This is a genomic window from Flavobacterium johnsoniae (assembly GCF_030388325.1).
Taxonomy (GTDB): Bacteria; Bacteroidota; Bacteroidia; order Flavobacteriales; family Flavobacteriaceae; genus Flavobacterium; species Flavobacterium johnsoniae_C.
Window position 1 is genome coordinate 3,227,915 of record NZ_CP103794.1, and the last position, 12,349, is coordinate 3,240,263.

Genomic DNA, 12,349 nt, shown 5'->3' on the forward strand with positions numbered 1-12,349 from the left:
CTATGTTTTTTTAAACAAGTGAAACGCCTTTATTGAATATGTAAAATCTATGTTTCTATGTGTTAAATGATTGTATTTGATTAATTTATAAAACTTTTTTCATCATTAAATCCGTTTGTTCATCATCGCCTAATCTAAAAATATGTGTGTCAAATTGCATAAAACCATTTTTGGTATAAAAACTAATGGCTCTAAAATTCTTTTCCCAAACGCCAAGCCACATATAAGAAGCTTTTACTTCTTTGGCAGTTTGTTCCGCTTGAGTATAAAGTGCTTGCGCGACTTTTTTTCCGTGAAATTCTTTGGCTACATAAATACGTTCAATTTCTAGAGCATTCACATTTTCTTTTTCAGTTTGTGCATCGCCAGTATTTAATTTCAGATAACCAACTACTTTTTCATCTAAAACTGCCAAATAAAAATAAGAATTCGGATTGTTTAGCTCTGAAGTTAATTTATCAGTTGCAAAACTTTCATTTAAATATTTATTCATATTTTCTTCGCTATTCACTTCTGCAAATGTTTCAGAAAAAGTTTGTCTGCCAATTAATTGTAGCGTATTTAAATCTTTTACTGTTGCTTTTTTTATTTCTAATGAATTCATTTTTTTATTCTTTAATGCATTAAAAGCTGTTTTTTGTTTTTAATAAATGCGTAAATTGCATCAATGGATTTACAGCAAATTAAATATTTTTTAGCGTTATCACGCGAACTTCATTTCTGGAATACAGCCGGAAAAATGAATATTACCCAATCTGCATTGAGCCGTCAAATTCAATCTTTAGAAAATCAGCTTGGTATTCAATTGTTTGAAAGAAACAAACGTAATGTCAAACTTACCGCTGCGGGTCAATTTCTAAAAGAAAAATGGGAAGTTGAATTGAACAAACTCGAATTTATTCATCAATCTGCCCGCCAAATTCAGTTGGGCGAAAGCGGTACAATTACCATTTCTCATCCTGATTCTATTTCGGCTTCTATTATGCCTGAGATTTTATCTCGCATTTCTGATGCTTATCCGAAACTTAAAATCAAATTGGTTCAAGTTCTTTATGAGAATCAGCAAGATTTTCTTCGCAATTATAAAATCGATTTAGCGATTACGAGAGATATCAATAACGCAAAAGATATTGAATCTCAAAAAATCCATACCGATCATTTAGCGATTGTTGTTCCCGAAGATCATCCATATCAAACTCCCGAGGATTTGACTAAGGAAACACTTGCTTCTCAAAAGTTTATTTTGCCAACTAATGATGAAGGAAGCAGTTATAGCGATCTAATCAGACGATTATTTAATTCTTTGGAAAACGCTCCAGAAGTATATCTTCATTCTGAATTTGGTTCGGCAATTATTGCTTTGGTTCGAAAAGGACTAGGAATTGCGATTTTGCCCGATTCTTATCTTTTTCATGAAATTCCTGGAATTCGATTTATCAAATTGCCGTTAGAAACCGATTTGTATATCAATTGGCGAACAGAAGATCATAATCCTGTTTTAGCCAATGTTTTAAAATTGATTATTCCTTAAATTTTAGGCACGAAGCATTCCAATATGTGGAATTCCATCTTCATCATAAACTTCACCTTGTTCTGCAAATCCTAAAGATTGATAGAATTTGGATAAATGATATTGCGCACTGATTCGAATTGGCGCTTTTCCAAACTTTTCTTCACAACCTGCAATCGAAGCTTCCATTAATTTTACTCCCAAACCTAATCCGCGATGTGCTCTTGAAATTACAACTCTTCCTATTGAAATTTCGTCATAAGATACTCCGCTAGGAAGTAAACGTGTTACTCCAGCTAGTTCGTTATCCACATGAAATAAAACATGAAAACCTTTTTGGTCTTTATTGTCCAAATCTAAATACGGACAGTTTTGTTCGACTACAAAAACGTCACTTCTTAAACGAAGCATATTGTATAATTCGTGATTGGTTAATTCGTCAAAAGATTTAATGGAATGGCTAAATGTCATTTTTATTTTTGCTTTAATTTTCAACAAAGATAAAAGAGAGAATAATGTTTTAAAATGCTATTTTTTTATCATGTGATGCTAAAAATGCATTAATGTCTTTTGAAACAAAAAAAATTTGACAAAAGTTCAGCTTACAGTTTGTCATTCTGAGGAACGAAGAATCTTCGCAAGAAACTCCCCAAAGTGGATTGCAAATCTGTGTCGAGCTACTTGCGAAGATTCTTCGTTCCTCAGAATGACAAGATTGTGGTTACTAACGAGAAGATTTTGAACAGCAATGCTCTTAAAAACAAAAAAAACTTTGGCAAAGTTCTGAACTTTGCCAAAGTTGTATGTAATCGTAAAATATATTTTTAGTGTGAAACCGCTTTTAAACCCACAATAGAACCAACTAAAGTTGTCAAAAAGAACAATCTCCAGAAAGCGGCAGGTTCTTTAAAAACAAAAATACCGACTAAAACTGTTCCAACGGCACCAATTCCTGTCCAAACTGCGTAAGCCGTTCCTAACGGAAGTGTTTCTGTGGCTTTCATTAATAAAAGCATACTTACGGTTAGCGAAATAAAGAATCCAATATACCAATAATACATTTCAGTTCCAGTTGTTGCTTTTGCTTTTCCAAGACATGATGCAAAGGCTACTTCAAATAGGCCAGCGATGATTAAAATAATCCAGTTCATATAGTTAAAATTTTGTGTTGCAAAGTTCTTTTATCGAATTCGGAAAAAATTTAACAAATGATAAAAAATGAAGTTATTTTAGCTCCGCACGAATTCTGCTTAAACTGACTTGTGTAATTCCTAAATAAGATGCAATATGACCTAATTGAACTCTTTTTATGATTTCAGGATGATCTTTCATCAATTCTAGATAACGTTCTGAAGCATTTTTGAATTGTCTGGAAATCAAACGTTCTTCAGTTTTAATCAATTCTTTTTCTGCAAATTTTCTTCCCCAATTGGCAATATGGACATCTTCGCTGAAAAGCTTTCTTAGGTTTTCTGTTTTAAGTTCGTATAATTCGCAATCTTCTAGAAGTTCTATATTTTCATATCCAGGCTGGTCTTCAACATAGCTTTTCATCGAAATAATGGTTTCGCCTTCTTTTCCAAACCAAAAAGTCACTTCATTGTCTCTTTCTACAAAAGCTCTAACCAATCCTTTCTTTATAAAATAAATATTCGATTCTATTTTGTTGGATTTTAATAAAATATGCCCTTTCGAGAAAGCAATTTCCGAAACATTATTTTGCAATTCCAATCTGGATTGCTCTGGAAGTAAATGTATTTGGTCTAGAATATTCGAAATATCCATTTGTAATTTTTCAATAAAGATAGTTTTTGTTAAGACGAACAGAAAATTTCATTCAAAAAAAATCCCATTTCTATTGAAATGGGATTTAAAATTACCTCTGCGATGAGCTATAAAACAGAGGCAATTTTGACCAATATATAAAAACTAATTAACTCCTCCGCCTAAAGCTTTGTACAACAATACTTGTGAATTGGCATTTCGCAACTGGATATCTACAAAATCTAGTTCTGCCTGCAGTTTATTTTGCTGTGCGCTAATGATTTCCAAATAATTGGCATAACCGCTTAAGTACAAATCATTCGAAACATTTACAGCAATTTCAAGATGATCAATTTCTTTCAGTTTGTATTTCAAAACATCTTCGTAAGCTTCATTTCTGTGCAATAATGCGCTCAATTCGTTAAAAGCCGTTGTTACACTATTTTGATATTGAAGAAAAGAAATTTCTTGTCTTCTATTCGAAACATAAAATTCCTGTTTAATCTGACCTTTGTTGAAAACAGGAGCAGTTAATCCGCCCAAAATCTGCCAAGCGAAAGAACCTGCGTCAAATAAAGTGTTGAATGAAAACGAATTAAAACCTGCATAACCTCCCAAATTTACAGTCGGAAAAAAGGCCGCACGAGCCGATTTCGCATCAGCATTGCTTGCCAATAATTCAAAATAAGCTTCAGAAACATCGGGTCTTTTATGAATGATAGAATCCACACTTATTTTTTGGTTTAAAACCTCTAAATGACCAGCTAAGAAATCGCTGCTTCGGTCTATTTTTCCGCCATATTCTCCCAAAAGCGTCAATAAAGCTTTTTCAGTTTGATCAATGCTTAACTTCAATTCTGAAGCTTCAGCATGAATATTATTGTTTTGTGCATTAAACTGTTGTACAGCTAGTTCTGTAGCTTTTCCCACAGATCTTTGTGCCGAAACAATATCAAGTGCTCTTTCTTGCGTTTTTAAGTTGTCATCATAAATTGTAGCTTGTTTGTCTAAAGCGATAAGTTTGAAATACAAATCGGCAACATCGCCCAAAAGACGCGTTTGCAATAAACGCATTCCTTGTTGTGAAGCAAAAAATCGCTGTTGCGCTGCTTTTTTACGATTGCTTAATTTTCCCCAAATATCAGCTTCCCAAGAAACTTTTCCGCCCAAAAATAGGTTAGGAGTAACATCTTCATTGATTCTTTGTTTTTCGGTAATATTCTGCGAAAAGTTAGTATCGTAATTTCCAACTCCATCCATTGTATACTTTCCGTAATGAGTTCCAGAAGCATCAGCCACAAGATCTAAAGAGGGAAGAAGTGCCAGTTTTGCGACTTTTAAATGCGAATTGGCAATCAGGATTCTTTCCTGCATAATTAAATAATCAGGATTTTTAGCAATCGCCTTTTTAAGTAATTGTTCTAATTTCGGATCTTTAAAAAACGTTTCTGTTTTTAAGGGAATAAAGTCATTAGTTACAGCTTCTTTTCTTTGTGCATCAAAATTTTCTGGAAGTTTTGCAGCGTCTAATTTTGTACTGACTTTTGGTGCAGAACAAGCTGTCAAAAGTGAAATTGCGATTATTACTAAGGCACTTTTGGTTGTCCTTAGAAACTGTACATCAGCATTTTTATATTGATTTAATATCTCTTTCATTGTTTTAGTTTATTTTGTTCAATCTATCGTTTAGTTTTTTTAACACATAGTCCCGATAGCTATCGGGATTCTTTCTCAAAAAAAGGGAATTGAAAGAAACTAGTTTCTAACACATAGCCATACTTATAACTTTTCATTCGCCTAAAGTTTCAACTTTGGTTTTTGAAGATTACCGTTCAGCTATGTTTATTTAAATTAAGTGAAACGCCTTTCGACGCCTTCAAAATCCTATGATTCTATGTGTTTAAAAAACATTAAGATTTACTCACTCGTTTTTCCAATTTTGCAAACAGTATATAAAGTCCAGGAATAATCAAGAGACCAAATACAGTTCCAATCAACATTCCTCCAGCCGCTGCTGTTCCGATTGAACGGTTACCAATTGCACCCGCGCCAGAGGCAATACATAGCGGAATCAATCCTGAAATAAAAGCAAACGAAGTCATCAAAATTGGACGGAAACGAAGTCTGGCACCTTCAATTGCGGCTTCGACAATATCACGTCCGAGTTTGTTTTGCGCCATGGCAAATTCTACAATCAGAATGGCATTTTTGGCGAGCAGACCAATCAGCATGACGAGCGCCACTTGAGCATAAATATTATTGTCTAATCCGACCATTACAAGCGCGATGTAAGAACCGAAAACTCCAACAGGAAGACTTAATAAAACAGGGAAGGGAAGCAGCAAACTTTCGTATTGTGCCGCAAGCAATAAGTATACGAATAGTATACAAAGTGCAAAAATATAGATGGTTTGGTTTCCTGATAAGATCTCTTCACGTGTCATACCAGACCATTCCAATTCAAAACGGCTTGGCAGTTTTTCGGCAGCAATTTTTTCAACAGCGGCAATGGCATCTCCAGAACTATAACCTTCAGCAGGTTCACCGTTAATCATTGCTGACATGTACATATTGTAACGTGTTAAAACCTCTGGACCGTAAACTCTTTCTAATTTGATAAATGTTGAAAAAGGAATCATTTCTCCTTTATCATTTTTCAAATACATATCCAAAATGCTTTCTGGATTTTGACGAAATTGCGGACTAGCTTGAACCATTACTTTATACATTTGAGAAAAACGAATAAAATTAGTCGCGTAAAAAGAACCTAACATAGTCTGTAAAGTACTCATGGCATTGTCTACCGAAATTCCTTTTTTAGCCGCAAGATCATAATCTATGTGAATTAAATACTGAGGAAAAGTGGCATCAAAACTCGAAAATGAATTCTGAATTTCTGGCGAAGCATTCAATTCTTTGATGAATTCTTTAGTTACTTTATCGGTGTTGGTAATACTTCCTCCAGATTTATCTAATAAACGAAGCTCAAAACCACTCGTGTTACCAAAACCTGGAACAGTTGGCGGAGCAAAAATCTCGATTTGAGCATCAGAAATTCCTTTTGTTTTTTCGGTAAGTTCTGCCATAAATTCCGTTACAGAAATATCACGTTCGCTCCAATCTTTTAAGTTGATCATTCCCATTCCGTACGAAGCTCCAGCAATTTCAGTAACAATACTGTATCCAGCAAGGGTAGTAACGTTATCAACACCTTTAATTCCTTTTGCGATTCTTGTTACTTCATCTAAAGCTTTTTCAGTACGTTCTACCGTTGCGCCTTGTGGCGTTGTAACGCTTACATAAACCATTCCTTGATCTTCTGTCGGAATAAATCCAGATGCTAAGAATTTTGTAGTTCCCCAAGTTAAAACACAAAACAGAACCAATAAACCAACTGTAACAGTATTACGATCGGCAAATTTTACTAATACTTTGATGTATTTTGAAGTGATATTATCGAACCAATTATTGAATCTATGGAAGAATCTATCCAATAATGATTTTTTCTCTTTATTAGGATCGTGCGCTTTTAGCATTATAGCACAAAGAGCAGGAGTAAGGGTAAGCGCATTAATACCTGAAATCACAATACTAATTGCCATTGTCAATGAGAACTGCCTGTAGAAAACTCCAACTGGACCACTCAAAAATGCAACTGGAATAAATACGGCTGCCATAACAATCGTAATAGCGATTACAGCTCCCGTAATTTCTTTCATCGCACTAATTGTAGCTTCCATTGGCGACATATGTTCTTCGGAGATTTTTACGTGAACGGCTTCGACGACGACAATGGCGTTATCGACCACAATTCCGATAGAAAGTACTAAAGCGAAGAGCGTCAATAAGTTGATCGAGAATCCCATCATCGACATAAAAGTAAACGAACCGATAAGCGCGACAGGAACTGCTAAAACCGGAATTAAAGTCGATCTCCAATCTTGAAGGAAAAGGAAAACCACAAACGCCACTAAAATAAACGCTTCAACCAAAGTTCTTAATACTTCATGAATCGAAGCATCAAGAAAACGAGAAACGTCATAAGCAATGTTAAATTCCATTCCGGGAGGAAATGAAGAACCTTTCAATTCTGCCATTTTTTCTTTTACACTTGCAATTACTTCTGATGCATTTGAGCCTGGACGCTGTTTTAGCATGATCGATGCAGAAGGTTTCCCGTCGGTTTTAGAAACCATTCCGTAACTCATCGCACCAAATTCGATTTTAGAAATATCTTTTAATCTTAAAATCGTTCCGTCAGCGTTGGCTCTTAAAGGAATTTCTTCGTATTGTTTAGGTTCGAAAAATTTCCCGCCGTATTTAATTACGTATTGTAGCTGATTGTTCATTTGTCCTGAACCTTCACCAACTTTTCCTGGAGCGGCCGAAATGTTCTGCTTTTGAAGCGAATTAATGACTTCATTTGCTGAAATATTATACGAAAGCATTTTCTGCGGATCTAACCAAACACGCATCGAATATTCTTTTTGTCCCATAATTTCGGCACGACCGACACCGTCAATACGCTTTAATTCCTGAAGAATATTAATATCGGTAAAGTTGAAGATAAACTGCTCATCTTGAGTTTTATCGGTACTTGTAATGTTCAAATACATCAACATACTATTTACCTCTTTTTCAGTTGTAACTCCGGCACGAATAACTTCTTCAGGAAGTTCATCCAAAATTGTTGTTACACGATTTTGAACGTTTACGGCAGCCAGATCGGGATCGGTTCCTACTTCAAAGAAAACCTGAATTAAAGTCAAACCATCATTAGAGGTAACGGTAGACATATAAGTCATTCCGGGAACTCCATTTATGGCTCTTTCGAGCGGAAGGGCGACGGCATTGGCAGAAACCTCTGCGTTGGCTCCTGTATATTTTGCTGTAACGGTTACAGACGGTGGTACAATATCGGGGAATTGGGTTATGGGAAGCTGAAACAACGCCAGCATTCCCAAAAGGACTATCATTACCGAGATAATTAACGACAATATTTTCCTTCTGATAAATAACTCTATCATTTTAAATTTTTTAGATCAATAATTAAATAACTGTTTTACAGGTCGATAAACTACATTTGTTTCATGTTGATTTTATCGCCATCTCTCAACGATTGTGTGCCTTCTTCTACAATCAGGTCGTCTCTTTTTAGACCTTCATTTAGAATGTAAACATCATCAAGTGTGCTTTCGATTGTAACATTCGTCATTTTAACTACTCCATCTTTTTTTACCAGAAATACATATTGTTTGTCCTGAATAGAAAAAACTGCTTTTTGCGGAATTAATATTGCATTGGTTTTAGGCTCTGAAATAATTAATTTTCCAGAAGTTCCGTGTTTGATAAAACCCTGCGGATTGTGAAATTTTGCTTTGTATTGAATAGAACCAGTTTCTCTGTCGATTTCTCCGTCGGCGGTTCTTAATTCTCCTTTTTGGTCATAAACTAGTCCGTTTGGTAATATTAATTTGATATCACCATGGGTGTTTAAGGTTTTGTCTTCCATCATCTGGAAATACGTATTCTCAGGAATGGAGAAATACGCATAAACGTCATCTAACTGAGAAACAGTAGTTAACAATGAACCGTTTTCAATTAAACTTCCTTCTTTAAACGGAATTCTATCAACTGTTCCGTCAAATGGCGCGCGGATTGTGGTAAAACTAATTTGTTGGTTTATTGCTTTTTTTTCTGCAACGGCGTGCGCAACTTTCGCGGAAGCGGCTTCGTATTTTGCTTTAGATAATTCTAATTCTTTGTCTGCAATTACTTTTTTATTGAATAATGTTTGCGCTTGTTCCAATTCTACGGTTGCAATTCTTAAATCGGCTTTGGCACTTTTGTAAACGGCCTCGGCTTTTAACAGTTGAATCTGAAGTTCAACATCACTTATTTTAAAAAGGATTTGTCCTTTTTTTACTTTTTGTCCTTCGCTCACGTAAACTTTATCCAGTAAACCTGGAATACGAACGTGAATTTCTACATTGTTTTTTGCATGTACATCGGCAACAAATTTGCTCGAAACTATAGTGTCTTTTAAGGTAACTTTATAAACAGGAACTGTTTTTACGTTGTCGGAATTCTTTTTAGATTTATCTCCGCACGAGACTAAAACAAATAAAGCCAAAGTGCATAAAAGGAATTTATTTTTATAAATGCTCATCATTAGGTTTTTAATTTTTTTGAATAAATAGATCTTCTTCCTGATAAATAATAAAAGGAAGTGAATTTGGATTTTAGATATAAGATGGTTTGCGGATACTTCATGTTCAGAAGTTCCGTTTTTGGGAATATTTTTATATAAATGATTTTCTCAAAATACGAGGTGAGCGTAAATGAGAAGTCATTTCAGAAAACTTCTGAAATTAAATATAAAAACAACAAAATTTTGAGGTCTAGAAAAGTTGGTACAAATGCAGATAAGTATGCCTTTGAACCTGGTATATTTTGGCTATACCATATATTAAGCTTTTTTTGTAAAGCTTGAAGTTGATTAAATTACTGAAATAAGGAGCTTTTATCGTACTTTGTTCTAAAGTCGTCGCTCTTCCTTTTATCTTCTTTTTTGCAACACAATGAAGATCAATTGTTTTAGAAGTTGAAAAATCCGAAGAAAAACTTAATACATCGTCTGTTGCAACGCTGTCGAGAGTAATACAACTGTTGGCATGATGAATCGGCTGATACGTCTCTGTTCCTCTAAAAAAAGAAAGCAGAGAAAGTAAAACGATATATATGAACTTTATAGGTTTCATTTACAGCACAGCAGATTAATTTTGTTCCTTAGAAATAGGCTTATAATTGTTTATAGAGCGCCAAATATAACAAATTGAAAAGCAAGGATTCTTAAAATTTTTGTAAATCCAGTGAGATTTTAAGATTTAATAATAATCGAAGTTGATTTTTAAGGTTTTAATTTTTATTTGGTTTTATATTAAAAAGTTATAATTTGTATCTTACTTTTATGAAACTAATTAAAAATAACATAACATGTCAAATCAATTCGAACACGTAATAGAAAAAGCTTACAATGCTTTTAACGAAAGAAATATCGACAATTGTCTATCAACCATGCAGGAAGATGTACAATGGTCAAAAGCTTGGGAAGGCGGTTATATAAGCGGTCACGATGAAATCCGTCAATATTGGACAAGACAATGGACTGAAATTAATCCGAAAGTAAAGCCTGTTGGTTTTGATGAAAGAGAAAATGGAAGCTTGGAAGTAAAAGTGCATCAAAACGTAAAAGATCTGCAAGGCAATTTGATGTTTGATGGATTCGTAAAACACGTTTATACTTTTGAAAATGGGTTGATTAAAACCATGGATATTGAGTTGATGGAGAATTAAGATTTGAGAATTAAGTAGTAAGAATAATTTCGTAACTCGTGATTTTAGTCTAAACCCTTGAAGTTTTTTATCTTTGCGGTTTAAAAATTAATAGAGAAAACACTTTTGTTTTCTTTTATAAAAGAATACCACGTGAATTACTTAAAGCTTTTAAGCATAAAATTATTGCTGTTACTGCCCTTTATTGGTTTTAGTCAAAATCTAGAAAAAATAGTAAAAGAAAACATCGGAAAAAGAACAGATACTTTAGTTCAATTTAAAATAGATTCGCCTTATAACTATATGCCCGTAACTATTATTTCGGGAAAAGAAAAAGGACCAGTTTTTACCATAATTGCAGGAATTCACGGTTTTGAATATCCACCAATAACAGCTGTTCAGGAATTAATTAAGGAAATTGATCCTAAAAAGTTAAAAGGAACTTTGGTTGTGGTTCCAATTGCGAATGTTGCTTCGTTTTATAAAAGAACACTGTTTGTAAATCCGCTTGACGGAAAAAATCTTAATAATGCTTTTCCAGGTTCAGCATCTGGAACTATTACTGAGCAGATTGCTAATTATATAACTAAGGAAATAATTCCGCTTTCAGATGTTTTTCTGGATATTCATGCGGGAGATGCTAATGAAGATTTGTTGCCTTTTATTTGCTATTACAATAATACTTTAGAAGAAAAGAAAACACTTTTAAGCAGTAAACTTTCTGAGATTTCAGGAATTAATCACATTGTTTCTTATCCGTATACGATTACTAAAACTGAGCCTGCAAAATATGCTTTTAAACAAGCTTCGCAAAACGGAAAAACTGCTTTGAGCATTGAAGCAGGAAAGTTAGGAAATGTGCAGACAGAATCTGTTCATTTAATTAAAAAAGCGGTCTATAATATGTTGAATTATATGGAAATGTACAATAAAGGTGCAGCTCCTGTGAAAAATCCATCAGCCGTTTATTTGAATAATCAAGAATATGTAAAAGCAGACTTTAATGGAATTTTTCACAGTACTTTGAAAAGTGGAGATTACATTCAAAAAGGAGATAAAATCGGATTTATTTCTAATGAATTTGGAAAGGTTTTGAGTGAAATAAAATTTCCGGCAAACGGAGTTATTTTGTATAAAATCGGGACACCACCAGTAAATAAGAATGAAACTGTTTTTTGTATTGGGTATTCAAATTGAGATTTTAATGTGTATTAATAAGACTTTCATCTTATGAAGAGTAAAAATTAAAGTAAATTGGATATATGATTAATTTAAAAAGAATAGAAGATTATATTCTCAATTATAAAAATGAAAATCCTTTTATTTTTTATTTAAAGATAATTTTTTTAAATCTACAACACTTAAAACAATTAACAGTAACAGATTTTTTATTAGAAAATGAGAAGTTTAGTGTTGAATTTGAGTTAGAAGAGGTCTTTTTAAAACTAGAATTAGACAATTTTTTTATAAATATTCAGATTAATGGAATTGAGCAGTATTATATTTTAGAAAATAATTTTCAAATTGAAGAATTGATAAATGATTTTTTTAAAGGAAACTATATTATAAAGCGATTTGTCAATAAAAATGGGAAAGTAAGATTCTTAAAACTAATTTGGATTAATAAAAATTTAAAAAAATATAATATCAAATTCAAAATTGGTTGGTTAAACTGCAAAAATAATATTAAAAATATATACGTAGAAAAAGGTGTAATTTTATTAAAGGTTTAAAATGATA

The 12,349-nt window shown here is 33.3% G+C and carries 12 protein-coding genes; 4 read left to right on the forward strand and 8 right to left on the reverse strand.

Annotation, left to right across the window (positions count from 1 at the left end):
• Positions 1–85: 85 nt before the first annotated feature.
• Positions 86–604 (reverse strand): GNAT family N-acetyltransferase, encoded by a 519-nt coding sequence (locus NYQ10_RS14035; protein WP_289876967.1) that lies wholly within the window; start codon positions 602–604, stop codon positions 86–88.
• A 63-nt stretch (positions 605–667) separates the two neighbouring features.
• Between NYQ10_RS14035 and NYQ10_RS14040 the strand changes: the two genes are divergently transcribed.
• Positions 668–1,531, forward strand: a complete 864-nt coding sequence (locus NYQ10_RS14040; RefSeq protein ID WP_289876968.1) for a LysR family transcriptional regulator — start codon at positions 668–670, stop codon at positions 1,529–1,531.
• A gap of 3 nt (positions 1,532–1,534) precedes the next feature.
• On the opposite strand, the gene NYQ10_RS14045 is transcribed toward NYQ10_RS14040, so the two are convergent.
• From NYQ10_RS14045 to NYQ10_RS14075, 7 genes are all read right to left on the reverse strand, one after another.
• Positions 1,535–1,981 carry a GNAT family N-acetyltransferase gene (locus tag NYQ10_RS14045; protein ID WP_289876970.1) on the reverse strand — a complete coding sequence of 149 codons (447 nt, stop codon included), beginning with the start codon at positions 1,979–1,981 and terminating at the stop codon, positions 1,535–1,537.
• Between the two features lie 353 nt (positions 1,982–2,334).
• On the reverse strand, positions 2,335–2,661 hold the full coding sequence (locus NYQ10_RS14050) for a DMT family transporter (RefSeq protein WP_289876972.1): 327 nt from the start codon (positions 2,659–2,661) through the stop codon (positions 2,335–2,337).
• Between the two features lie 73 nt (positions 2,662–2,734).
• The gene (locus NYQ10_RS14055) at positions 2,735–3,295 is read right to left on the reverse strand and encodes a Crp/Fnr family transcriptional regulator (RefSeq protein WP_289876973.1); all 561 of its coding nucleotides are present in this window, start codon (positions 3,293–3,295) and stop codon (positions 2,735–2,737) included.
• Positions 3,296–3,439: 144 nt separating this feature from the next.
• The gene (locus NYQ10_RS14060; protein ID WP_289876974.1) at positions 3,440–4,930 is read right to left on the reverse strand and encodes a TolC family protein; all 1,491 of its coding nucleotides are present in this window, start codon (positions 4,928–4,930) and stop codon (positions 3,440–3,442) included.
• 254 nt (positions 4,931–5,184) lie between these two features.
• Positions 5,185–8,301, reverse strand: a complete 3,117-nt coding sequence (locus NYQ10_RS14065; RefSeq protein ID WP_289876975.1) for an efflux RND transporter permease subunit — start codon at positions 8,299–8,301, stop codon at positions 5,185–5,187.
• A 50-nt stretch (positions 8,302–8,351) separates the two neighbouring features.
• Positions 8,352–9,443: an efflux RND transporter periplasmic adaptor subunit gene (locus NYQ10_RS14070; protein WP_289876976.1), complete on the reverse strand. Its 1,092-nt coding sequence runs from the start codon at positions 9,441–9,443 to the stop codon at positions 8,352–8,354.
• Positions 9,444–9,675: 232 nt separating this feature from the next.
• Positions 9,676–10,035: a hypothetical protein gene (locus NYQ10_RS14075; RefSeq protein WP_289876977.1), complete on the reverse strand. Its 360-nt coding sequence runs from the start codon at positions 10,033–10,035 to the stop codon at positions 9,676–9,678.
• A gap of 235 nt (positions 10,036–10,270) precedes the next feature.
• Here NYQ10_RS14075 and NYQ10_RS14080 point away from each other — a divergent pair, with 235 nt between their 5' ends.
• The 3 genes from NYQ10_RS14080 to NYQ10_RS14090 all read left to right on the forward strand — a co-directional run bounded on the left by NYQ10_RS14080 (position 10,271) and on the right by NYQ10_RS14090 (position 12,342).
• Complete coding sequence (locus tag NYQ10_RS14080; RefSeq protein WP_289876978.1) at positions 10,271–10,630, forward strand: nuclear transport factor 2 family protein; 360 nt, start codon at positions 10,271–10,273, stop codon at positions 10,628–10,630.
• A gap of 132 nt (positions 10,631–10,762) precedes the next feature.
• Positions 10,763–11,806 (forward strand): succinylglutamate desuccinylase/aspartoacylase family protein, encoded by a 1,044-nt coding sequence (locus NYQ10_RS14085; protein WP_289876979.1) that lies wholly within the window; start codon positions 10,763–10,765, stop codon positions 11,804–11,806.
• A 65-nt stretch (positions 11,807–11,871) separates the two neighbouring features.
• The gene (locus NYQ10_RS14090) at positions 11,872–12,342 is read left to right on the forward strand and encodes a hypothetical protein (protein WP_289876980.1); all 471 of its coding nucleotides are present in this window, start codon (positions 11,872–11,874) and stop codon (positions 12,340–12,342) included.
• Positions 12,343–12,349 lie beyond the last annotated feature (7 nt).

What these genes read in the sequence shown, in the direction of transcription:
- NYQ10_RS14035 (WP_289876967.1), bottom strand. Translation starts at nt 604, where the DNA reads ATGAATTCATTAGAAATAAAAAAAGCAACAGTAAAAGATTTAAATACG.
- NYQ10_RS14040 (WP_289876968.1), top strand. Translation starts at nt 668, where the DNA reads ATGGATTTACAGCAAATTAAATATTTTTTAGCGTTATCACGCGAACTT.
- NYQ10_RS14045 (WP_289876970.1), bottom strand. Translation starts at nt 1,981, where the DNA reads ATGACATTTAGCCATTCCATTAAATCTTTTGACGAATTAACCAATCAC.
- NYQ10_RS14050 (WP_289876972.1), bottom strand. Translation starts at nt 2,661, where the DNA reads ATGAACTGGATTATTTTAATCATCGCTGGCCTATTTGAAGTAGCCTTT.
- NYQ10_RS14055 (WP_289876973.1), bottom strand. Translation starts at nt 3,295, where the DNA reads ATGGATATTTCGAATATTCTAGACCAAATACATTTACTTCCAGAGCAA.
- NYQ10_RS14060 (WP_289876974.1), bottom strand. Translation starts at nt 4,930, where the DNA reads ATGAAAGAGATATTAAATCAATATAAAAATGCTGATGTACAGTTTCTA.
- NYQ10_RS14065 (WP_289876975.1), bottom strand. Translation starts at nt 8,301, where the DNA reads ATGATAGAGTTATTTATCAGAAGGAAAATATTGTCGTTAATTATCTCG.
- NYQ10_RS14070 (WP_289876976.1), bottom strand. Translation starts at nt 9,443, where the DNA reads ATGAGCATTTATAAAAATAAATTCCTTTTATGCACTTTGGCTTTATTT.
- NYQ10_RS14075 (WP_289876977.1), bottom strand. Translation starts at nt 10,035, where the DNA reads ATGAAACCTATAAAGTTCATATATATCGTTTTACTTTCTCTGCTTTCT.
- NYQ10_RS14080 (WP_289876978.1), top strand. Translation starts at nt 10,271, where the DNA reads ATGTCAAATCAATTCGAACACGTAATAGAAAAAGCTTACAATGCTTTT.
- NYQ10_RS14090 (WP_289876980.1), top strand. Translation starts at nt 11,872, where the DNA reads ATGATTAATTTAAAAAGAATAGAAGATTATATTCTCAATTATAAAAAT.